Source organism: Pseudomonas sp. A2, from assembly GCF_023100865.1.
Lineage (GTDB): Bacteria > Pseudomonadota > Gammaproteobacteria > Pseudomonadales > Pseudomonadaceae > Aquipseudomonas > Aquipseudomonas asiatica.
On record NZ_CP039127.1, the window covers coordinates 4441975 to 4465515 of the forward strand.

The window sequence follows — 23541 nt, forward strand, 5'->3', positions numbered from 1 at the left end:
GTAGGGACCGGCGGAATTTGGGTTCAGTAACGAACGCGTCATAGCTGGCTGCGCCATGGCTTGCTTGATAACGTCAGGGTACCCAGGCGGCTCATCCACACCGACGCCAGGATCACTGCCCCGCCGATGAACAGCCTGCCCAATGGCTCGTCCTGGTTCCAGATCAGCAAATTGAGCAGCAACCCTACCGGCACATGCAGGTTGTTCATCACCGCCAGCGTCCCGCCCGAAACCAGGCAGGCGCCCTTGTTCCACCAGTACAGGCCCAGCGCCGTCGGGCACAGGCCCAGGAACAGCAGCACCAGCCACTGCACATCGGTGGTCGGCAGGTGCTGGGCGTTGCCAAACAGCAGGAAGGCCGGCAACACCACGATCAACGCGCCCAGGTAGAAGTAGCCAAAGCGCTTGTAGTGCGGCAGGTCGCTGGGGTGGCGTGCAACCAGATGGCGGTACAGCACCTGGCCGGCGGCGTAGGTGAAGTTGGCCAGCTGCAGCAGCAGGAAGCCGATGAAGAACTCGCCGCTGATGGTGTCGAAGCGGATAACCGCCGCGCCGGCCACCGCCACCAGCGCTGCCAGCAGCGCCCACGGGTTGAAGCGCCGGTTCATGGCGTCTTCGATCAGCGTCACGTGCAACGGCGTGAGAATAGTGAACAGCAGCACCTCCGGCACGGTGAGCACGCGAAAGCTCAGGTACAGGCAGACGTAGGTGATGCCGTACTGCAGCGCGCCGATCAGCAGCATCGAGCGCATGAAGCGCGGCTCGACCTGGCGCCAGCGCGTCAGCGGCAGGAACACCAGGCCAGCCAGCACCACGCGCGCGAGCACGGCAAAGTAGCTGTCGACGTGCCCGGCCAGGTACTCGCCGATCAGGCTGAAGGAAAACGCCTGGATCAGCGCGACGATTATCAGGTAGCCCATGGTTGCCTCTCGTGGATCAAGGCCGCGACCTTAGCGGGTTGCGGCAAATGAGTTCAACCATGAGGAATGTAAGGGCTGTGCCGGCCTCTTCGCGGGTAAACCCGCTCCCACAGGGACACCACAGGCCTCAGGTGCCGTGATATCCCTGTGGGAGCGGGTTTACCCGCGAAGAGGCCGGCACAGGCACCCATGAAATTCCAGGCATAAAAAAAAAGCCCGGCCATGCAGGCCGGGCAGGTACACCCAAAGGAGCAAAAACAGGTGTCAGGGTTGGGAATTCGCTAAGCCTCAGGCCACCGCCGCCAGCTTGGCCTTGGCCTGGTTGACGCCCTTCTCGTGGAAGTCAGCGCTCATGTTCAGGCCTTCGGCATGGATGAAGTCGACATCGTGAATGCCGATGAAGGCCATTACCTGGCGCAGGTACGGTTCCTGGTGGTCGCTGGTGGCGCCGGCGTGGATGCCGCCACGGGCAGTCAGGACGATGGCGCGTTTGCCGGTCAGCAAACCCTGCGGGCCGGTGGGGGTGTACTTGAAGGTGATGCCGGCACGCAGCACATGGTCCAGCCAGGCCTTCAGGGTGCTGGGGATGGTGAAGTTGTACATCGGCGCAGCCATCACCAGCACGTCGGCGGCGAGCAGTTCATCGGTCAGTTCGTTGGAGCGGGCCAAGGCGTCCAGTTCCGCCGCACTGCGCTGTTCTTCGGGCTTCATCCAGCCACCCAGCAGGTTGGCGTCCAGGTGCGGCACCGGGTTCACGGCCAGGTCGCGCACACTGATCTGATCGGCCGGGTGGGCGGCCTGCCACTGCTGGATGAAATCACGGGTCAGCTGACGGGAAACGGAATCCTGCTGGCGGGCGCTGCTTTCGATGATCAGTACGCGGGACATGGGGGGCCTCCATCGGCAAAAAGGGTTGCGATTCGATGGAGGTGAGATTACGGCTTGACCTATCGATAAAAAAGCGTAAAAAGTGGGTTCAATCTATCGATTTATCAGTTTATTCTGCACTGCAGTTCAAGGCGATCCGTAATTTGATGATCTGCCGGTTGAACTTGGCAGTGACATCGACGCTTTTACCGGCCGGTACGTTCACCCGGCGCACCCTTGGTGCCTCGGGGCCATTGCGGAAGGTCACCTTGCACGCGGCCGGTACCTGCCCATAGTTGTTGAGGGTGATGGCGCCAATGTCATAGGCCGTGTCATAGGCGGTGTAATCGAGCTTTACCCCGGTCAGTTCCTTCTCAACGTCGATGGGATAAGCCATGGCCCCGAGGGGCAGGCACATCAGTATTGCCGCACAACATTTCTTCATTGGCCGCTCTCCTTGAAAGAGCGCAGCTTAGGACAACAGGAGCGAAAGATGAAAGCGCCGCGCGTAACCCTTGACCAGTGGCGAACCCTGCAGGCAGTGGTCGATCACGGCGGGTTTGCCCAGGCCGCCGAGGCACTGCACCGCTCGCAGTCATCGGTCAGTTACACCGTGGCCCGCATGCAGGAGCAACTGGGCGTGCCGCTGCTGCGTATCGACGGCCGCAAGGCGGTGCTCACCGAGGCCGGCAGTGTGCTGCTGCGCCGTTCGCGCCACTTGGTCAAGCAGGCCAGCCAACTCGAAGACCTTGCCCACCACATGGAACAGGGCTGGGAAGCCGAGGTACGCCTGGTGGTCGATGCCGCCTACCCCAGTGCCCGCCTGGTACGCGCCCTGGCCGCGTTCATGCCGCAGAGCCGTGGCTGCCGGGTGCGCCTGCGTGAAGAAGTGCTGTCTGGCGTCGAGGAAGTGATGCACGAAGGCATCGCAGACCTGGCCATCAGCAGCTACAGCATCGGCGGCTACCTGGGCGCCGAACTGAGCGCGGTGGAGTTCGTCGCTGTCGCCCACCCCGAACACAGCCTGCACCGCCTGGGCCGCGAACTTACCTTCCAGGACCTGGAAAGCCAGTTGCAGGTGGTAATCCGCGACTCCGGCCGCGCCCAGCCGCGCGATGTCGGCTGGCTGGGTGCCGAGCAACGCTGGACCGTCGGCAGCCTGGGCACCGCCGCTACCTTCGTCAGCAGTGGCCTGGGCTTTGCCTGGCTGCCCCGCCACATGATCGAGCGCGAGCTACGCGAAGGCGTGCTCAAGCCGTTGCCGCTGGATCAGGGTGGCAGCCGCCACCCACTGTTCTACCTTTATTCGAGCAAAGAGAAGACCTTGGGCCCGGCTACGCAGATTCTCATAGACCTGCTGCGCAATTTCGACACCGCGCCACTGGACGTGCCCTTCGCAGCCCCCCCGCAAGCCTGAGAGGACCGCGCCCATGGCCTATTTCGAACACGAAGGATGCACACTGCATTACGAGGAATACGGCCAGGGCGAACCCCTGGTATTGCTGCATGGCCTGGGCTCCAGCTGCCAGGACTGGGAGCTGCAGGTGCCGGTGCTCAGCCGCCACTACCGGGTAATCCTCATGGACATCCGCGGCCACGGCCGCTCCGACAAGCCACGCGACGGTTACCAGATCGCCACCTTCAGTGCCGACCTGCTGGCCCTGCTCGAACACCTGCACACCGGCCCGGTGCACATCGTCGGCCTGTCCATGGGTGGCATGGTCGCCTTCCAGTTCGCTGTCGACCACCCGCAGTGGCTGCGCAGCCTGTGCATCGTCAACAGCGCCCCCGAGGTCAAGCGCCGCACTCGCAGTGACTGGGTATGGTGGCTCAAGCGCTGGGGCCTGGCGCGCCTGCTCAGTGTCGAAACGGTCGGCAAGGGCCTGGCCGAGCGGCTGTTTCCCAAACCGCAGCAGGCCGAACTGCGGCACAAGATGGCCCTGCGCTGGGCACGCAACGACAAGCGTGCGTACCTCAAGAGTTTCGACGCCATCGTCGACTGGGGCGTGCAGGAACGCATCGGCCAGGTTCACTGTCCTACCCTGGTGATCGCAGCCGACCAGGATTACACCCCGATACAACTGAAAGAACGCTACGTCGCCCTGATGCCTCACGCCAGGCTGGTGGTCATCGACGATTCCCGGCACGCTACACCCCTCGACCAACCCGAGGTCTTCAACCAGACCCTGCTGCAGTTCCTTGCAGCCGCTTCCACCTCTCAAGGATCTTTGAGCCCATGCTGAAAAAACTCCTGCTCACCGCCTGCTCGGTCGCCTTCGCCACCAGCGTCATGGCCTCCGACAAGACCCCGCACGTACTGCTGGACACCAGCTTCGGCCAGGTCGAAATCGAGCTGAATGCCGAGAAGGCACCGATCAGTACCAAGAACTTCCTCGAATACGTCGACAGCGGCTTCTACAACAACACCATCTTCCACCGTGTAATCCCGGGCTTCATGGTCCAGGGCGGCGGCTTCACCGACCAGATGGTGCAGAAGAACACCCGAGCCCCGATCACCAACGAAGCCGGCAACGGCCTGCAGAACACCCGTGGCACGCTGTCCATGGCCCGTACCCAGGACCCGAACTCGGCCACCAGCCAGTTCTTCATCAACGTGGCCGACAACGACTTCCTCAACCCTGGGCGTGACCGTGGCTATGCCGTATTCGGCAAGGTGACCAAGGGCATGGAAGTGGTCGACCAGATCGTCAATTCGCCGACCACCATCAAGAAAGGCATGCGCGATGTACCGGCCGATCCGGTCTACATCAAGTCGGCCAAACGCATCGACTGACCGCAGGCTTCACAGGGACGTGAAACCGCCTGAGGGTCGGATGAAACAGGAGTGTCGTCATCCATGCTGTACCGCCGTTTCGAGCAGTTGATCGATATCTTCCGCGACGCGCCCAGCGAGTCGCCACCCGGCCAGGTCTGGCCGTTCTACCTGTACTACCTGCGCCAGGTGTGGCCGAGTTTTGTCGCCCTGCTGGTGGTGGGCCTGGTCGCCTCGCTGATCGAGGTGGCGATGTTCAGCTACCTCAGCCGCATCATCGACCTGGCACAGGGCACGCCCAATGCCAGTTTCTTCAGCGAACACAGCGGCGAACTGATCTGGATGCTGGTGGTGATCCTGCTGCTGCGGCCGGTATTCTTCGGCCTGCACGACCTGCTGGTGCACCAGACCATCAACCCCGGCATGACCAGCCTGATCCGCTGGCAGAACCACACCTATGTACTCAAGCAGAGCCTGAACTTCTTCCAGAGCGACTTCGCCGGGCGCATCGCCCAGCGCATCATGCAGACCGGCAACTCACTGCGCGACTCTGCGGTGCAGGCGGTGGATGCGCTATGGCACGTGCTGATCTATGCCATTACCTCGCTGGTGCTGTTCGCCGAGGCCGACTGGCGCCTGATGTTGCCGCTGCTGCTATGGATCGCAGGCTACATCGCCGCGCTGTTCTACTTCGTCCCCCGGGTGAAGGAGCGTTCGGTGATTTCCTCCGATGCCCGCTCCAAGCTGATGGGCCGCATCGTCGACGGCTACACCAACATCGCCACCCTCAAGCTGTTCGCCCACACCGACTTCGAACAGCAGTACGCGCGCGAAGCGATCCGCGAACAGACAGAGAAAACCCAGCTGGCCGCACGCGTGGTCACCAGCATGGACGTGGTCATAACCACCCTCAATGGCTTGCTGGTGGTCGCCACCACAGGCCTGGCGCTGTGGCTGTGGAGCCAGTCGCTGATCACCGTCGGCGCCATCGCCCTGGCCACCGGCCTGGTGATCCGCATCGTCAACATGTCGGGCTGGATCATGTGGGTGGTCAACGGCATCTTCGAGAACATCGGCATGGTCCAGGACGGCCTGCAGACCATCGCCCAGCCGGTCACCGTCACCGACCGGCCCAACGCACCGGCGCTCAAGGTCAGCCGCGGTGCGGTGCGTTTCGATGATGTGGACTTCCATTACGGCAAGGCCGCCAACGTGATCGAAGGGCTCAGCCTGGACATACGCCCGGGCGAGAAGATCGGCCTGATCGGCCCGTCAGGGGCAGGCAAGTCGACCCTGGTCAACCTGCTGCTGCGGCTGTATGACGTGCAGGGCGGGCGCATTCTCATCGACGGCCAGGACATTGCCGAGGTAAGCCAGGCCAGCCTGCGCGCGCAGATCGGCATGATCACCCAGGACACCTCGCTGCTGCACCGCTCGATCCGTGACAACCTGCTGTATGGCCGCCCCGATGCCAGCGAGGCCGCGCTTCATGAAGCGGTGCGCCGGGCCCGCGCCGACGAGTTCATCCCGCAGCTGTCGGACGCTCAGGGTCGCACCGGTTTCGATGCCCATGTGGGCGAGCGCGGGGTCAAGCTGTCGGGCGGCCAGCGCCAGCGCATCGCCATTGCCCGGGTGCTGCTGAAGAATGCACCGATCCTGATCATGGACGAGGCCACTTCGGCGCTGGACTCGGAGGTGGAGGCAGCAATCCAGGAAAGCCTGGAGACGCTGATGCAGGGCAAGACTGTGATCGCCATTGCCCACCGGCTTTCCACCATTGCGCGGATGGACCGGCTGGTGGTGCTGGACAAGGGGCGGATTGTCGAGAGTGGCAGCCACAGTGAACTGCTGGAGCAGCAAGGCTTGTATGCCCGGTTGTGGCATCACCAGACCGGGGGGTTTGTCGGAGTGGATTGACCCCTGCTCAGGCCTCACAGCCCCCTTGAAGCCTGTGCGGTCCATGTAGGAGCAGCCTTGTGCTGCGAAGAGTCCATCAGTGCCAAAGGAGATTTTTTGCCCTACCGGCCTCTTCGCAGCACAAGGCTGCTCCTACAGGTCCTGGATAGCCATTACAAATGGATCAGTCCCGGCGATAGGGCAACATCCCCCTGGCCTCCTCGGCATACGCCAGCACCCCTTCCCGCTCCTGCGCCAGAAAATCCTCTACCGCCCGCCGCAGCCCCGGGTGCAGCAGGTAGTGCCACGACCGCGTCAGCACCGGCTCGAACCCTCGAATCAGCTTGTGCTCCCCCTGTGCCCCGGCATCGAAACGCTGCAGCCCTTCGGCAATGGCAAAGTCCATGCCCTGGTAGAAACAGGTTTCGAAATGCAGCCGGTCGAACTCGTCCAGGCACCCCCAATAACGGCCAAACAGGCTGTCGCCCCCCACCAGGCTCAGGGCCATGGCCACATCACGGCCACCCTGCCGCGCCATCACCACGCGCAACGCTTCGGGCATGCGCTCGGCAAGCAGGCTGAAGAACTCGCGTGTCAGGTAGGGCGCACGGCGGCGCACCGCGTAGGTATTGGCGTAGCAGCGGTAGACGAAATCCCACTGCGCCTCATCCAGTTCAGCCCCACGGTACCAGCGGAATTCAATACCGTGCCCGGCCACCTGTTCACGCTCCTTGCGCATCTGCTTGCGCTTGCGCGAACTCAGGCTGTCGAGAAAATCCTGGAAGTCACGGTAGCCGTGGTTGCGCCAATGAAACTGGCAGCCCAGGCGCTCCATCCAGCCAGGCTGGCCTGCCAGTTGTTCGTCCAGCGCCGGCTCGGTGAAATTGATGTGCGCGCCAGACAGCCCGCCCTTGGCCAGGTACTCCGGCAACGCCTGCAGCACCAGCAGGCCATCGGCTGGGTCGGCGGCGAGCAGGCGCGGGCCGCTGACCGGGCTGAACGGCACGGCACCGAGCAGCTTGGGGTAGTAGGCAATGCCGGCCCGCTCACAGGCATCGGCCCAGCCATGGTCGAACACGTACTCGCCAAACGAGTGCCATTTGCGGTACGCCGGCAGCAGCGCCCGTACCCGCCCGTCACGTTCCAGCACCAGGTGCTCGGCGGCCCAGCCGGTGTTGCGCGCGACGCTGCCGCTGTCCTCCATGGCGCTGAGAAACGCATGGCGCAGGAACGGTTGGCCAGCGGGCACCAGGGCATCCCAGGTGGCCGCCGGAAGATCACGCAAATGAGCAAGGCTGTACAGGCTGGTCACGGTTTCGGCTCGCTGTTTCAAGGTACCCAGTATCCCCAAGGAAGGCCCGCCACTCAAATCACGATAGCCGGGACAGATCCTTTTATTCTCAATTACTTAACCGCAGTGCCACCAATTCGACATTAATCTGTCATTCGCCCCCGCAATACTTGCGCCTGTTTTCCGGAACCCCAGAACCTGTCTATTCAGGCCCTTTCCGAAGACATGCCAACACAGGGGCGGGCGCTTGAGCCTCCCCATCTTATTCAACAGGGAGAACCTTATGCGTCTTGTTTCTACACTTACCGGAGTGAGCCTCACCGGCATGATGCTGGCTCTGAGTACTCCGGCCAGTGCAGCTGTCGACGCCAAGCTGCTCGAAATGCTCCGCGCCAATGGCTCGATCAACCAGGCGCAGTACAACGAACTGCAGGCGGACCTGGCTCAAGAAACCAAGGAAAAGGCCGCTCAGAAAGCTCAGTCCGAACGGATGAGCTCCTTTGAACAGAAAGTGGCATGGGCCGCCAAGACCCAGGTCAAGGGTGATTTGCGCCTGCGTTACGAAGACGTCAACGTCGACGACCCGAACAGCAGCAGCGGCAACCAGGACCGCCAGCGCGTGCGTGCCCGTGTCGGCTTCTACAGCGAAATCAACCCGCAGGTCGACGCGGGCATCCGTATCGCCACCGGCAGCAGTGCCGACCGCCGTTCGACCAACCAGAGCTTCGACAACTACTTCGACAAGAAGTCGCTGTGGGTCGACCAGGCCTACCTCGACTGGCACCCGACTGCAGTTCCCAACCTGCACCTGATTGGCGGCAAGATGGCGCAGCCATGGGTGAGCATGGGCGACATCATCTGGGACAGCGACATCAACCCGGAAGGCGTGGCAGCCACCTACAAGACCGACCTGGGCGGGGCCGAAGTGTTCGCCAGCGCCGGTCAGTACACCCTCAAGGACAACGTCGATGGCGACGGCGTGCAATACAAGCATGACGCACAGGTCTATCACGGCCAGTTGGGCGCCAAATTCGCCCCGGCCGATGTGCTCAAGCTGACCGTAGGTGCCAGTATCTATGGCTACGACAACGACAAGGAAGCCACCATCCTGCAGTCGTTCGGCAACACCACCAACGAGTTCAACCTCGTGGAAGGCTTCGGCCAGCTGGACTTCACCGGCTTTGCCATCCCGCTCTCTGCTTACGGCCAGTATGTGAAAAACACCGAAAGCACCGATGGCGAAGACCAGGCCTGGTTGGCGGGCCTGAAAACCAAGGTCGGCGCCTGGAGCCTGGACTACAACTACCGCGACGTGCAGCGTAACGCCGTGGTCAGCCTGTTCACCGACTCTGACTTTGGCAACGGCTTTACCGGTTCGCGCGGGCACAAGTTCAAGGTCGGATATGAAATCGACAAGAACTTCTCCCTGGGCGCTGCCTACCTGATGGCCAAGACCGACCTGTCGCAGTTGCCCAACAGCGATGCCGATGTAGATACCCTGCAGGTAGACCTGGAAGCCAAGTTCTAAGCGACACCCTGCACTGCTTCACCTGAAGCGGGAAATGCCGACCCCATCCGGCGTTTCCCGCTTTTTTATTGTGAGATTGCAGAGGGCTGCCTTGCAGCCCATTCGCAGCACAAGGCTGCTCCTACAGAGGAATGCGAACCCTGCAACCGGCGCGTTTTCCTGTAGGAGCAGCCTTGTGCTGCGAATGGGCCGCAAAGCGGCCCCGATATTTCGAAGCAATCAGCGCTTGCGCAGGATCACGCTACCAATCGAATACCCCGCACCAAACGAGCTCAACACCCCCAGCGAGCCCTTGGCCAGGTCGTCCTGGTACAGGTGGAAGGCAATCACCGACCCCGCCGAACTGGTGTTGGCATAGCGATCGAGAATCACCGGTGCATCCTCTTCGGCCACTTCACGCCCCAGCAGCTTCTTGACGATCAGGTGGTTCATGCTGAGGTTGGCCTGGTGCAGCCAGAAGCGTTTCACATCGCTTGGTTGCAGCCCGTTTTCCTGCAGGTGCTCACCGATCAGCTCGGCCACCTTCGGGCACACCTCGCGGAACACCTTGCGGCCTTCCTGGATGAACAGCTTGTCCGCCGCGCCCTCGCCCTCTTCCGCCGCGCGGTTGAGGAAGCCGAAGTTGTTACGGATGTTGTTGGAGAACTCGGTCCACAGCTTGCTGCTGACGATGTCGAACTGGTGCGCCGAGGTGGCCTTGTCGGCACGCTCGAGCAGCACCGCAGTTGCGGCATCACCAAAAATGAAGTGGCTGTCGCGGTCACGGAAGTTCAGGTGGCCGGTGCACACCTCCGGGTTGACCATCAGCACCGCGCGCGCCTGCCCCAGGGCCACGCTGTTGGCGGCGGTCTGGATGCCGAAAGTGGCCGACGAGCAGGCCACGTTCATGTCGAAGGCAAAGCCCTGGATGCCCAGCGCCTGCTGCACTTCGATGGCAATGGCCGGGTACGGGCGCTGCAGGTTGGAGCAGGCGACGATCACCCCGTCGACATCGGCCGCCGTGCGACCGGCGCGCTCCAGGGCCTGGCGGGCAGCGGCCACGGCCATTTCGCAGAGCACCGACGGTTCGTCGTTGGAGCGCTCGGGCAGGCGCGGCTTCATGCGCTGCGGGTCGAGAATGCCGGCCTTGTCCATGACGAAGCGGCTCTTGATGCCCGAGGCCTTTTCGATGAACGCGGCATCGGACAGCGGCGCCGCCTCGACTTCACCGCGCTCGATGGCGGCGGCGTTGTCCTGGTTGAACTGCTGCGACCAGGTGTTGAAGGACGCCACCAGTTCTTCGTTGGAAATGCTCTGGGCCGGGGTGTACAGGCCGGTGCCGCTGATCACGACGTTATGCACGGTCGTTCCTCTGGTCAAAGGCCATCGCCACGGGGCGCTGGCTGGAAACATGACAGGTTAATGGCACTTTAGTGCCAATTTATAGGCGAGGGCTGCGCCCTCGTTCGCGGGCACGCCCGCTCCCACAGGGATGGCCGCTCCCGAGGATACCGCTTTACCTGTGGGAGCGGGTTTACCCGCGAAGGGGCCACCAGGCGGCCCCAAATTGCATCAATATTGCCACAACTGTGGAAGTTTAGCCCTCCACCTGGCTCCATTGCTTGCTCAATCGCTTGTCGGAAATCGGCACTTTTGTCCCCAACTGCTGGGCAAACAGCGAAACCCGATATTCCTCCAGCCACCAGCGGTACACCGTCAGTTGCTCATCGCGCTTGCCTTCCTGGGCATGCTTGTCGGCACGGGCCTTGTACTGCGCCCACAGGTTGGCCAGCTCACCGCTCCACACCCGGTCCTTCTGCACCTGCGAACCCAGCTTCTCCAGGCGCAGTTCCACCGCCTTGAGGTAACGCGGCATCTCCTTGAACCAGGCCCCGGGGGTTTCACGCACGAAGCCTGGGTACACCAGGTTGCCGAGCTGTTGCTTGATGTCGTTAAGCGCCACTGCCTGGCTCAGGTCGATCTTGCCCTTGAAGCGCTTCTGCAGCCCATGCCACAGCTTCAGCACTTCCAGGGTCTGCCGTGCCAGGCGCTCGGCATGCTCGGCCCAGCTGCCGCGCTTGCGCTCGGCCAGGCCAGCCAGGGCCGCACCATCGCGTGGCAGCGGCTGTTCGCCTTCGAGGATGCAGCTGTCCAGGCTGGCCAGCAGAATATCCTCGACCAGCGCCTCGACCCGGCCCATTTCACGGTACAGCAGGCCCAGCTCGGTCAGCCCCGGCAGCTTGCCGCGCAGGTACTTGGCCGGCTCGGCCAGCTGCTGCAGCAACAGACGCTGCAACGCGCGGCGGTGCTGGAATTCGGCTTCGGCCTGGGTCGAGAAACGCCCTTCGCGCACAGTGCCGCCCTCTTCCACCAGTGCCGGGTACACGGTCATCGACAGGCCGGCGATCTTCTGCTGCGCGGTCTGCTTAACCTCGCTGAAAGCCTTGGCCTGTACCGGCTGCTCGCTCTTGGCGTCACGCGGCACGGCCAACGCTGCCTGGCTGGCTGCAGCAAAGCGCGCGGTCAGCTCGGCCAGGTCGCGGCCTTCACCCAGGAACTTGCCCTGGCCATCGACCACTTCGATGTTCATGCGCAGGTGGCCTTCGACCAGGTTGACCGACTCGTCCCATGCCTCGTCGGGCACACGGGCGCCGGTCATGCGCAGCAGTTCCTGGCCCAGGGCCTGCGGCAATGCGCCCTGGCCGAAGGTCATGCGCGCCAGCGAGGCCTTGACGAAGTCCGGCACCGGCACAAAGTTCTTGCGCAGCGCCTTGGGCAGGTTGCGCACCAGCGCCACGCACTTGGCTTCCAGCAGGCCGGGCACAAGCCATTCCAGGCGCTCGCCCGGCAAGCTCGGCAGCAGCGGCGCCGGTACCCGCACGGTCACGCCATCGCGGGGGTGCCCGGGCTCGAAGTGGTAACTCAGCGGCAGGCGAAGCTCGCCCACCTGCAGGCTGTCGGGGTACTGCGCGGCGGTGACTTCGCTGGCCTCGCGGGCCAGCACGTCTTCCTCGCGCATGATCAGCAGGTTGGCGTCCTTCTGGCTGCCCATGCGGTACCAGCTGTCGAAGGTCGCCGTCTGGTGGATTTCCGCCGGCAGACGCGCTTCGTAGAAGGCATACAGCGTCTCTTCGTCGGCCAGGATGTCACGGCGGCGGGCCTTGGCCTCCAGCTCGTCGAGCTCTTCCAGCAGGCGCTTGTTGGCCGCCAGGCACTTGGCCCGCGACTGGATCTCGCCACCCACCAGGCCTTCGCGGATGAACAGCTCGCGCGAGGTGACCGGGTCGATCGGGCCGAAATGCACCGGCCGACGGCCGACCAGGATCAGGCCGTACAGAGTGATCTGCTCGTAGGCCACCACCTGCCCGCGCTTCTTCTCCCAATGCGGTTCGAAGTGGTTCTTCTTGACCAGGTGGCCGGCCAACGGCTCGATCCAGTCCGGCTCGATCCTGGCCACCATGCGGGCGTACAGCTTGGTGGTTTCGACCAGCTCGGCAGCCATTACCCACTGTGGGCGCTTGCGCCCCAGGCCCGACGACGGGTGCACCCAGAAGCGCCGCTGGCGGGCGCCCTGGTAGTCGCCCTCTTCAGTCTTCTGGCCAATCTGGCTGAGCAGGCCACTGAGAATGGCCTTGTGCATTTTCGGGTAGTCGGACGGGTCCTTGTTCACTGTCAGCTGCAGGTCACGGCAGATCAGTGCCAGCTGGCGATGGGCATCGCGCCATTCGCGCAGGCGCAGGTAGTTCAGGAAGTTCTTGCGGCACCAGTTGCGCAGCGGGTTGGCGGTCAGCGCCTGGCGCTGTTCCTCGAAGCCACGCCACAGGTTGACCAACGCGGCGAAGTCGGAATCCACATCCTTCCATTGCGCGTGCGCCTGGTCGGCGGCCTGCTGGCGCTCCGGCGGGCGTTCGCGCGGGTCTTGCACCGACAGCGCACTGGTGACGATCAGCACTTCCTGCAGGCTGCCCAGGCGGGCGCCTTCGAGCAGCATGCGGCCCAGCCGCGGGTCGATTGGCAGGCGCGCCAGTTGGCGACCGATCGGCGTCAGCTGGTTTTCGCGGTTGACCGCCGACAGCTCCTGCAGCAGGTTGAAACCATCGCTGATGGCCTTGCCATCCGGCGGCTCGATGAACGGGAAGGCGTCGATTGCGCCCAGGCGCAGGTGCAGCATCTGCAGGATCACTGCCGCCAGGTTGGTGCGCAGGATCTCCGGGTCGGTGAACGCCGGCCGGCTGTTGAAATCCTCTTCGCTGTACAGGCGCACGCAGATACCCGGCTCGACCCGGCCACAGCGGCCCTTGCGCTGGTTGGCACTGGCCTGCGACACGGCCTCGATCGGCAGGCGCTGCACCTTGGCGCGGTAGCTGTAGCGGCTGATGCGCGCGGTACCGGTATCGATCACGTAGCGGATGCCCGGCACGGTCAGCGAGGTTTCCGCAACGTTGGTGGCCAGCACCACACGGCGCCCGGTGTGTGGCTGGAAGATGCGCTGCTGCTCGGCCGGCGACAGGCGCGCGTACAACGGCAGGATCTCGGTGTGGCGCAGTTGCGCCTTGCGCAAGATCTCGGCGGCATCACGGATCTCGCGCTCGCCCGGCAGGAAGATCAGCACATCGCCGGGGCCCTTGCCCTCACTCCGCTCGTGGTGCGCCAACTCATCCAGCGTGGCGAGGATGGCCTGGTCGACGGTGAGGTCGTCCTCGATCTGGTTGCCCTCCTCGTCCTGCTCGCTGGTCAGCGGGCGGTACCAGGTTTCCACCGGGAAGGTACGCCCGGACACCTCGATGATCGGCGCGTCGTCGAAGTGTTTGGAGAAGCGCTCCAGGTCGATGGTCGCCGAGGTGATGATCAGCTTCAGGTCCGGGCGGCGGTGCAGCAGGGTCTTCAGGTAGCCGAGCAGGAAGTCGATGTTCAGGCTGCGTTCGTGGGCTTCGTCGACGATGATCGTGTCGTAGCGCTCGAGGAAGCGGTCATGCTGGGTTTCGGCCAGCAGGATACCGTCGGTCATCAGCTTGACCAGGGTGTTGGCGTCGCTCTGGTCCTCGAAGCGCACCTGGTAGCCGACCAGCCCGCCCAGGGGCGTGCCCAGCTCTTCGGCAACCCGCGCGGCAACGCTGCGGGCGGCGATCCGGCGTGGCTGGGTGTGGGCGATCAGGCCATGGCTGCCACGGCCCAGTTCAAGGCAGATCTTCGGCAACTGAGTGGTCTTGCCCGAGCCGGTTTCGCCGGCGATCACCAGCACCTGGTGCTCGGCCAGGGCCTTCTTGATTTCGTCACGCTTGGCAGCGATGGGCAGGCTGTCGTCGTAGCGCACGGTCGGCACGCTCTGCTGGCGCGCGGTGACCTGGGCGCAGGACGCCTGGACCTTTTCCACCCACTGCGCCAGCTTCGCCTCGTCGGGGCGCTTGCGCAGTTCGTGCAATTGCCGGCGCAGGCGATGGCGGTCGGCGATCATGGCGTGGTCGAGGTTTTGCAGCAGTTTGTCGATGGCGTGGTCAGTCATGGGGCTTTTTAGTGATGCAGGTGAGCCTGCTTTTTCATGATCGGCATTCGAAGGATGCGCGATTGTCGCAGATTTGCCGGTTCTCTGCTGCCTGTGCCGGCCTCTTCGCGGGTAAACCCGCTCCCACAGGGACCGCACAACACCCAGCCTTGATGCAATCCTGTGGGAGCGGGTTTACCCGCGAAGAGGCCAGGTGCAACGGCACAAATGTTTAGCCAGGTGCGATGTAAAGGTTGCCATTCACTGCTTTAATCAACCTTACGCCGCATGTGAGTATCAAAGGCATGACTCCCGTCCAGCCCATCGCCCCACCGTCGTCCCGCCCTTCGCAAGCGAAGGCCCGGCGCCGTGCCGGTGAGAATCCGCTGGTCCACATCATCCTCGCCTTCTGGGCCCTGTGGCACTGCCGTCACGCACGCCCACCGGATTTCTCGCTCACGCCGTTGTGACCAGACCCGGCCGTCTTCCGGCCGTTTGACTCAGCCGGGCCGCCAGCATGCGCGGTGGCCCGTGCGCCCGTGAGCGAATCCATCATGCACTTTGCACCTGTAGAGCAGGCCAGCCGTTTTCTGGCCGACAACCCCGATATCGAACTGTTCGAACTGTTCATCCTCGACGCCAATGGCGTACCGCGCGGCAAGCTGCTGCACCGCGAGGAACTGTTGGCCGTGTACCAGACCGGCCGGCCGCTGCCCAGCACCATTCTCGGCCTGACCCTGAACGGCGACGACGTGGAAAACTCCGGCCTGGTGTGGGACGTGGGCGATATCGACTGCCGCGCCTACCCGCTTGAAGGCAGCCTGGTGCGCCTGCCCTGGCGCCGGGTGCCGACCGCCGCGGTGCAGGTGAGCATGCACCCGAACGAGGGCCTGCCGGCCAGCATCGCCGACCCGCGCCATGTGCTGCTGCGTACCATCGAGGCGTTGAAGGCCGACGGCTACCATCCGGTCATGGCCTGCGAGCTGGAGTTCTACCTGCTGGACCAGCAACCTGATGCCCAGGGCCGCCCGCAACCGGCACTGGACAATGACGGCGGCCGCCCACGCACCACCCAGGTGTATGGCCTGCGCGAACTGGAGCAGATCGAGCCGTTCCTTGCCGACCTCTACGCCGCCTGCAAGGCCCAGGGCATCCCGGCGCGCACGGCGATTTCGGAATACGCCCCCGGCCAGGTGGAAATCACCCTCGAGCACGGCGACGCCCTGCAGGCGATGGACCAGGCCGTGCGCTACAAGCGCCTGGTCAAAGGCATTGCCCATGCCCATGGCATGCAGGCCTGCTTCATGGCCAAGCCGTTCGCGCAACTGGCCGGCACCGGCATGCACATGCACCTGAGCCTGGCCGACAGCGCCGGCAACAACCTGTTCGCCAGTGAGGACAAAGCCGGTACCCCGCTGCTGCGCCAGGCCGTGGCAGGCATGTTGCGACACCTGCGCGACTCGCTGCTGCTGTTCTGCCCCAACGCCAACTCGTTCCGCCGCTTCCAGGCCAACAGCTACGCCCCGCTGGCGCCAACCTGGGGCGTCGACAACCGCACCGTGAGCTTGCGCATACCGGGCGGTCCGGCCAACAGCCGGCACGTGGAGCACCGCATCTGCGGCGCCGATGCCAACCCCTACCTGGCCGCTGCGGCGATCCTTGCCGCCAGCCACTGGGGCATTCGCCAACAGCTGGACCCGGGGGCACCGGTGGAAGGCAATGGCTATGCCCAGGCCACCGAACACCTGCCCACCGACTGGCTGACTGCCCTCGACGCCCTGCAGCATTCCAGCTGGGCTCGCGAAGCACTGGGCGAGGACTTCCTTGGCGTATACCTGAAGGTCAAGCGCGCCGAGTACCGCCAGTTCATGGCCGAAGTCAGTGAGCAGGACTGGCGCTGGTACCTGCACCAGGCCTGATCCCCGGATAACAAGGAACACCCATGAATGCAGCATTGAACAAAGGGCCGGCGCAACGCGCGCCGTCCTACTACAGCGCCACCCTCAACGACCACACCGAGTACCCGCAGCTCAAGGGCACGGTACAGGTGGATGTGGCGATCATCGGCGGCGGCTTCACCGGCGTGGCCACGGCGGTGGAGCTGGCCGAGCGTGGCCTGAAGGTGGCCATCGTCGAAACCAACCGCATCGGCTGGGGTGCCAGCGGGCGCAACGGCGGCCAGGTCACCGGCAGCCTGTCGGGCGACGAAGCCATGCGCTCGCAGATGCGCAACCGCCTCGGTACCGAGGTCGATGACTTCATCTGGCACTTGCGCTGGCGCGGGCACCAGGTGATCGAGCAGCGCGTGGCACGCTACAACATCGACTGCGACCTCAAGCGCGGCCACCTGCACGCGGCCATGAAGCCCTCGCACATGGACGAGCTGCGCGCATTCGAAACCGAGGCCCGGCGGCGCGGCATGGGCGAGCAGGTACAACTGCTGGACCGCGATGGCATGGCCGAGCACCTGCAAAGCCCGCTGTACCTGGGCGCGCTGAAAAACCTGCGCAACCTGCACCTGCACCCGCTCAACCTGTGCCTGGGCGAGGCCCGTGCCGCCCATGGCCTGGGGGCGCTGATTTTCGAAAACTCCGAAGTGCTGGACATCGTCCACGGCCCGCGCCCGGCGGTGGTCACTGCCCACGGGCGGGTCGAGGCGCGCCAGGTGATGCTGGCCGGCGATGTGTATCACAAACTGGAAAAGCGCCAGCTCAAGGGCAAGATCTTCCCGGCCATGGGCGGCATTGTCACTACCGCACCGCTGGGGGAACTGGCCGAACAGATCAACCCGCAGGACCTGGCGGTGTACGACTGCCGCTTCGTCCTCGATTACTACCGCCTGACCGCCGACAAGCGCCTGCTGTTCGGCGGTGGCGCCAACTATTCCGGCCGTGATTCACGGGATATCGAAGGCGAACTGCGCCCGTGCATCGAGCGCACCTTCCCGGCGTTGAAAGGCGTGCCGATCGAGTTCCAGTGGAGCTGCGCCATGGGCATCGTGGTCAACCGCATCCCGCAGCTGGGCAAGCTGTCGGACAACGTTTGGTATTGCCAGGGTTATTCGGGGCACGGCATTGCCACCAGCCACATCATGGGCGAGATCATGGCCGAGGCGTTGACCGGGACGCTGGAGAAGTTCGACACCTTCGCCCAGTGCAAGCATGTGCGGGTGCCGATGGGGGATTTGCTGGGCAATCCGCTGCTGGCGGCGGGGATGTGGTACTACCAGATGCTGGAGAAACTGCGCTGAACCTGAGGCCTGCGCAACCTCTGTAGGAGCGGCCTCGTGTCGCGATCGGGCCGCGAAGCGGCCCCAGCAATTTCAGCATCACGGCTGAAAACCTGGGGCCGCTTCGCGACCCGATCGCGACACAAGGCCGCTCCTACACAGACCGCGCTGGCTGGGCGTCAGGCGATCTTCTTCAAGCCCTGTTTCTTCAGCTCTTCATCGCGCAGTTCGCGGCGCAGGATCTTGCCAACGTTGGTGGTCGGCAGCGCGTCGCGGAACTCGATCTGGCGCGGGACCTTGTAGCCGGTGACGTTGGCGCGCATGTGCTCCATCACCTGTTCCTTGGTCAGGGTCATGCCCGGCTTGACCACGATGAACACCTTGATCACTTCACCGGACTTCTCGTCCGGCACGCCGATGGCCGCGCACTGAAGCACGCCCGGCAGGGCCGCCAGCACATCTTCCAGCTCGTTGGGGTAAACGTTGAAGCCCGAGACCAGGATCATGTCCTTCTTGCGGTCGACGATGCGCATGTAACCATCTGGCTGGATCACGGCGATGTCGCCGGTCTTCAGCCAGCCATCGCTGTCGAGAATCTCGGCAGTAGCCTCCTCACGCTGCCAGTAGCCCTTCATCACCTGCGGGCCCTTGACGCACAACTCGCCCACCTCGCCCAGCGGCAGCTCGTTGCCGTTGTCGTCGATGACCTTGCACAGGGTGGACGGCACCGGAATACCGATGGTGCCGACCTGGTTGGCCTCAGCCGGGTTCACCGCAGCCACCGGGCTGGTCTCGGTCATGCCATAGCCTTCGCAGATGGCGCAGCCGGTCACGGCCTTCCAGCGCTCGGCCACGCTCAGTTGCAGGGCCATGCCGCCAGAAAGGGTGATCTTCAGCGCCGAGAAGTCCAGGGCACGGAACGCCTCGTTGTTGCACAAGGCAACGAACAGGGTGTTGAGGCCGACGAAGCCGCTGAACTTCCACTTGCCCAGTTCCTTGACCATGGCTGGCAGGTCACGCGGGTTGCTGATCAGCACGTTGTGGTTGCCGATCAGCATCATTGCCATGCAATGGAAGGTAAAGGCGTAGATGTGGTACAGCGGCAGCGGGGTGATGAGGATTTCGCAGCCTTCATGCAGGTTGGAGCCCATCAGCGCCCGGCACTGCAGCATGTTGGCCACAAGGTTGCGGTGGGTAAGCATCGCGCCCTTGGCCACGCCGGTGGTGCCACCGGTGTACTGCAGCACCGCCACGTCGTTGGCCTGCGGGTTGGCCTCGGTCACCGGCTGGCCCTTGCCCTGCGCCAGAGCGTCGTTGAAGCGTACGGCACGCGGCAGGTTGTAGGCCGGCACCATCTTCTTCACGTACTTGATCACGCTGTTGATCAGCAGGCGCTTGAGCGGCGGCAGCAGGTCGGCCACTTCGGTGACGATGACGTGCCTGACCTGGGTCTTGGGCACTACCTTCTCGGCCAGGTGGGCCATGTTGGCCAGGCACACCAGGGCCTTGGCGCCGGAGTCGTTGAACTGGTGTTCCATTTCCCGTGCGGTGTACAGCGGGTTGGTGTTGACCACGATCAGCCCGGCACGCATGGCACCGAATACCGCCACCGGGTATTGCAGTACGTTAGGCAGCTGCACGGCAATGCGGTCACCCGGCTTGAGGTCGGTATGCTGCTGCAACCAGGCGGCAAACGCTCCCGACAGCGCATACAGCTCGCCATAAGTGATAGTCTTGCCCAGGTTGCTAAAGGCCGGTTTGTCGGCAAAGCGTTGGCAGGATTGCTTGAGTACCGCCTGGATATTGGGGAATTCGTCAGGATTGATTTCCGCCGTAATCCCGGCTGGGTACTTATCCTTCCAAAAATTTTCGATCATGGAAGCCCACTCCTTCAGCAACAGCGAAGTTCGATTCACGCGTCGATGCGCTTATTATTGATATGGGATGACGGCTCGTTGCAAACCGGATCATCTGAAAGCGGGCCGAGAGTAACAGCTTTGCCAGGGGTCGCCTAGAGGCCAAAACAGGCCTCACGGTCACAAAAATGACTCAATGAACAATGCAGGTCATTTTTAGAGTAATTATCCAAAATGTCGCAGATCGGGCTGTGATCAGCCTGTTAGAGCGGCTTTAAGGCATTCGCGGGTGAACCCGCTCCTACACTGGACGGTGTAGGAGCGGGTTCACCCGCGAAGAAGCCAACCCGGTATCAAGCTATGTCCCGCAGCTCCCGCCGCAGGATCTTGCCCACCGGCGTCATCGGCAACGACTCGCGCAGCACGATGTGCTTGGGCACCTTGTAGCCGGTGAAGTTGGCCTTGCAGTAGGCCTTCAGCTCATCCACGCTCAGCCCGCCCTCGCGCGGCACAACGAACAGCTTCACCGCCTCGCCGGAGCGCTCGTCCGGTACGCCGATGGCCGCGCAGTTGGCGACCTTGGGATGGCCCATCACCACATCCTCGATCTCGTTGGGGTACACGTTGAAACCCGAGACGATGATCATGTCCTTCTTGCGGTCGACGATGCGGGTGAAGCCGTCCGGGTCGATCACCGCGATGTCGCCGGTCTTGAACCAGCCCTCCGCATCCAGGGCCTGGGCCGTGGCCTCGGGCTGCTGCCAGTAGCCTTTCATCACCTGCGGGCCCTTGATGCACAGCTCGCCCCGCTCGCCCAGCGGCAGCTCGTTGCCGTCATCGTCGATCACCTTGAAGGCGGTGCCCGCCACCGGGATGCCCACCGTACCCAGACGCGCCAGCTGGCCATAGGGGTTGGTGCTGGCCACCGGCGAGGTTTCGGTCAGGCCGTAGCCTTCGACGATGCGGCAACCGGTAAGCGCCTCCCAGAGCTCGGCGGTGGCCTTGACCAGTGCGGTGCCGCCGGAGTTGGTGACCTTCAGCGCCGAAAAGTCGAGCTGGCGGAAGCCCGGGTGGTCCATCAGTGCGACGAACAGCGTGTTCAGGCCCAGCAAGGCGGAGAAACGCCATTTGCCCAGCTCCTTGATGAAGCCGGAAATATCCCGCGGGTTGGTGATCAGCACGTTGTGGTTGCCGGTGACCATCATGCACATGCAATTCGCGGTAAAGGCATAGATGTGGTAAAGCGGCAGCGGCGCGATCATCACCTCCTGGCCGTCCTTGATCAGCTTCTGCCCGTCCGGCCCGTGCTGCGAGAAGCAGGCCAGCACCTGCAGCATGTTGGCCACCAGGTTGCCGTGGGTGAGCATGGCGCCCTTGGCCAGGCCGGTGGTGCCACCGGTGTATTGCAGCACGGCAGTGTCGTCCAGGCTGAGCGGCACCGGCTTGTGCGACAGCTCGCGGCCCTGGCGCAGCACCTGCTTGAACGACACAGCCTGGGGCAGCTGGTAGGCCGGCACCATCTTCTTGACCTTGTCGACCACGGTGTTGACCAGCCAGCCCTTGGCGGTGGGTAGCAGGTCGCCCATCCTCGCCTCGATCAGGTACTCGATGCCGGTATCGGGCAACACCTCCTGCACGCGCTTGCCGAACATGTTCAGGTACACCAGCGCACGCGCGCCGCTGTCCTTGAACTGGTGGCGCATCTCGCGCTCGGTGTACAGCGGGTTGGTGTTGACCACGATCAGGCCAGCGCGCAGGGCACCGAACACAGCGATGGGGTATTGCAGCACATTGGGCATCTGCACCGCGATGCGGTCGCCCGGCTTGAGGTCGGTGTGCTGCTGCAGCCAGGCGGCGAAGGCCGCCGAATGGCGTTCCAGGTCCGCGTAGGTCAGGGTCACGCCCAAATTGCTGAAGGCCGGGCGGTCGGCGAAGCGTTTGCAGGAGCGCTCGAACACCTCGACGACCGAGGTGTAGGCATTGATGTCGATGGTGGAAGGCACGCCCGCCGGGCGCTTGTCATTCCAGAAGTCGGCTTGCATTTATTATTGTTCCTCTGCCTGGACCTGCTGTGAGTCCTGTAATCCTTTCACCTGCCCGCCCGAAAGCGAAAAGGCGTTGATCCGACGTTAGCAGGTAAGCCCAAGGTGGCATATACGCCAAGTGCCGCCATTAACATTGTGAATCTTATTTGTGCCCTTCCTGCAATCCGGTCGGTTGTGCATACACTGTTCGGGTACCTGTGCGCACAAGGACCCGCCATGCCTCACGACGCCTTCTGGCTACCCGCCAGCGAGCACTGCAGCCTGTATGTGCACCAATGGTTGCCGGCCACACCGGTAAAAGCCGTGGTGCTGCTGGCCCATGGCATGGCCGAGCACGCCGGGCGCTACCAGCACCTGGGCCATGCCTTGAGCGAGGCCGGCTTCGCCCTGTTCGCCCCCGACCAGCGCGGCCATGGACGCACGGCCGAGCTGGGCAGCCTCGGCCTGTTCGCCCGCCATCATGGCTGGAATGCCGTGGTCAACGACATCGGGCTGCTGGCCCAGCACATTGGTCAGCAATTCCCGTGCACGCCGCTGTTCCTGTTCGGCCACAGCATGGGCAGCTACATCGCCCAGGCCTACCTGCTGCACCACAGTGGCAGCCTGCACGGGGCGATCCTTAGTGGTTCCAACTACCAGCCGGCAGCGCTCTACCGTGTGGCGCGCCTGATTGCCCGGCTGGAGGCCTGGCGCCAAGGGCCGCTGGGAAAGAGCGCGCTCATAGAGTGGTTGTCGTTCGGCTCGTTCAACAAGGCTTTCAAGCCCAACCGCACGGCGTTCGACTGGCTCAGCCGCGACCCGGCGCAGGTCGACCTGTATGTCAACGACCCGCTCTGCGGCTTTCGCTGCAGCAACCAGTTGTGGCTCGACCTGCTGCAAGGCTTGGCGCAGATCAGCCAGCCGAGTAACCTCGCGCAGATCGATCCTAACCTGCCGCTGCTGGTGATAGGTGGTGAATGTGATCCGGTCAGTGCCGGCAAGCGTCTCACCCATCTGGCCGACGCCCTGCGCGCGACCGGCAATCGACATGTACAGCTGCGCGTCTACCCTGAGGCGCGGCACGAAGTACTCAATGAAACCAACCGTGACGAGGTCACCAGCGATATCCTTGGCTGGCTTGAACAGGCACTGGCCCTTGGCCGCCCTGTGCGCAGTGAATGATAGCCGCCCTCGCCTACCCCTTAAGGAAGCCCCGATGTCCCAGGTCACCAACACGCCTTACGAAGCCCTCGAAGTCGGCCAGAAGGCCGAGTACAAAAAGTCGGTCGAAGAACGCGACATCCAGTTGTTCGCCGCGATGTCCGGTGACCACAACCCTGTACACCTGGACGCCGAGTTCGCTGCCAAGAGCATGTTCCGCGAGCGCATTGCCCACGGCATGTTCAGCGGCGCGCTGATCAGTGCTGCAGTGGCCTGCACCCTGCCTGGCCCTGGCACCATCTACCTGGGCCAGCAGATGAGCTTCCAGAAGCCGGTTAAAATTGGCGATACCCTGACCGTGCGCCTGGAAATCCTGGAGAAGCTGCCCAAGTTCAAGGTACGTATCGCCACCAATGTCTACAACCAGAACGATGAGCTGGTGGTTCAGGGCGAGGCCGAGATCCTGGCTCCGCGCAAGCAGCAGACCGTCGAGCTGGTGTCGCCGCCGAATTTTGTGGCTAGCTGAAGATTGATG

At 63.6% G+C, this 23541-nt stretch carries 17 protein-coding genes; 9 read left to right on the forward strand and 8 right to left on the reverse strand.

Going from position 1 to position 23541, the window contains the following annotated elements; all coding sequences use genetic code 11:
* Positions 1-38: 38 nt before the first annotated feature.
* The 3 genes from E5221_RS20610 to E5221_RS20620 form a co-directional block, all read right to left on the reverse strand.
* On the reverse strand, positions 39-920 hold the full coding sequence (locus tag E5221_RS20610; protein ID WP_025340169.1) for a carboxylate/amino acid/amine transporter: 882 nt from the start codon (positions 918-920) through the stop codon (positions 39-41).
* 288 nt (positions 921-1208) lie between these two features.
* Positions 1209-1808, reverse strand: a complete 600-nt coding sequence (locus E5221_RS20615) for an FMN-dependent NADH-azoreductase (protein WP_013973705.1) — start codon at positions 1806-1808, stop codon at positions 1209-1211.
* Positions 1809-1917: 109 nt separating this feature from the next.
* On the reverse strand, positions 1918-2232 hold the full coding sequence (locus tag E5221_RS20620) for a hypothetical protein (RefSeq protein ID WP_012051530.1): 315 nt from the start codon (positions 2230-2232) through the stop codon (positions 1918-1920).
* A 48-nt stretch (positions 2233-2280) separates the two neighbouring features.
* Between E5221_RS20620 and E5221_RS20625 the strand changes: the two genes are divergently transcribed.
* From E5221_RS20625 to E5221_RS20640, 4 genes are all read left to right on the forward strand, one after another.
* A complete protein-coding gene (locus tag E5221_RS20625; RefSeq protein WP_009683100.1) occupies positions 2281-3204 on the forward strand; it encodes a LysR family transcriptional regulator in 924 nt (307 codons plus the stop codon).
* Positions 3205-3217: 13 nt separating this feature from the next.
* A complete protein-coding gene (locus tag E5221_RS20630) occupies positions 3218-4030 on the forward strand; it encodes an alpha/beta hydrolase (protein WP_247846358.1) in 813 nt (270 codons plus the stop codon).
* Positions 4024-4581, forward strand: a complete 558-nt coding sequence (locus tag E5221_RS20635; RefSeq protein ID WP_047595757.1) for a peptidylprolyl isomerase — start codon at positions 4024-4026, stop codon at positions 4579-4581. Before E5221_RS20630 ends, E5221_RS20635 begins: the two co-directional genes overlap by 7 nt.
* A gap of 63 nt (positions 4582-4644) precedes the next feature.
* A complete protein-coding gene (locus E5221_RS20640) occupies positions 4645-6477 on the forward strand; it encodes an ABC transporter ATP-binding protein (protein WP_015271302.1) in 1833 nt (610 codons plus the stop codon).
* Positions 6478-6640: 163 nt separating this feature from the next.
* Here the strand turns inward: E5221_RS20640 and E5221_RS20645 are convergent, their stop codons facing one another.
* Entirely contained in the window at positions 6641-7768 is a 1128-nt protein-coding gene (locus E5221_RS20645) for a GNAT family N-acetyltransferase (protein ID WP_247847756.1), read from the reverse strand.
* Between the two features lie 262 nt (positions 7769-8030).
* Between E5221_RS20645 and E5221_RS20650 the strand changes: the two genes are divergently transcribed.
* Positions 8031-9275, forward strand: a complete 1245-nt coding sequence (locus E5221_RS20650) for a putative porin (protein ID WP_023660852.1) — start codon at positions 8031-8033, stop codon at positions 9273-9275.
* Between the two features lie 219 nt (positions 9276-9494).
* On the opposite strand, the gene E5221_RS20655 is transcribed toward E5221_RS20650, so the two are convergent.
* Together E5221_RS20655 and hrpA are read right to left on the reverse strand one after the other, a co-directional pair.
* The gene (locus tag E5221_RS20655; protein WP_015271305.1) at positions 9495-10616 is read right to left on the reverse strand and encodes a beta-ketoacyl-ACP synthase III; all 1122 of its coding nucleotides are present in this window, start codon (positions 10614-10616) and stop codon (positions 9495-9497) included.
* A 235-nt stretch (positions 10617-10851) separates the two neighbouring features.
* Positions 10852-14757, reverse strand: a complete 3906-nt coding sequence (hrpA, locus tag E5221_RS20660; protein WP_247846360.1) for an ATP-dependent RNA helicase HrpA — start codon at positions 14755-14757, stop codon at positions 10852-10854.
* 533 nt (positions 14758-15290) lie between these two features.
* Between hrpA and E5221_RS20665 the strand changes: the two genes are divergently transcribed.
* Both E5221_RS20665 and E5221_RS20670 read left to right on the forward strand, forming a co-directional pair.
* Positions 15291-16655, forward strand: a complete 1365-nt coding sequence (locus E5221_RS20665; protein ID WP_061552729.1) for a glutamine synthetase family protein — start codon at positions 15291-15293, stop codon at positions 16653-16655.
* A 23-nt stretch (positions 16656-16678) separates the two neighbouring features.
* On the forward strand, positions 16679-17986 hold the full coding sequence (locus E5221_RS20670; RefSeq protein ID WP_247846361.1) for an FAD-binding oxidoreductase: 1308 nt from the start codon (positions 16679-16681) through the stop codon (positions 17984-17986).
* A gap of 158 nt (positions 17987-18144) precedes the next feature.
* Here E5221_RS20670 and fadD1 read toward each other — a convergent pair whose 3' ends face one another.
* Both fadD1 and fadD2 read right to left on the reverse strand, forming a co-directional pair.
* Entirely contained in the window at positions 18145-19842 is a 1698-nt protein-coding gene (gene fadD1 / locus E5221_RS20675; RefSeq protein WP_023663600.1) for a long-chain-fatty-acid--CoA ligase FadD1, read from the reverse strand.
* A gap of 332 nt (positions 19843-20174) precedes the next feature.
* Complete coding sequence (gene fadD2, locus E5221_RS20680; RefSeq protein WP_247846363.1) at positions 20175-21863, reverse strand: long-chain-fatty-acid--CoA ligase FadD2; 1689 nt, start codon at positions 21861-21863, stop codon at positions 20175-20177.
* 219 nt (positions 21864-22082) lie between these two features.
* Between fadD2 and E5221_RS20685 the strand changes: the two genes are divergently transcribed.
* Entirely contained in the window at positions 22083-23027 is a 945-nt protein-coding gene (locus E5221_RS20685; RefSeq protein ID WP_004375746.1) for an alpha/beta hydrolase, read from the forward strand.
* A gap of 34 nt (positions 23028-23061) precedes the next feature.
* A complete protein-coding gene (locus tag E5221_RS20690; protein ID WP_012273633.1) occupies positions 23062-23532 on the forward strand; it encodes a MaoC family dehydratase in 471 nt (156 codons plus the stop codon).
* The last annotated feature ends 9 nt before the right edge of the window (positions 23533-23541 follow it).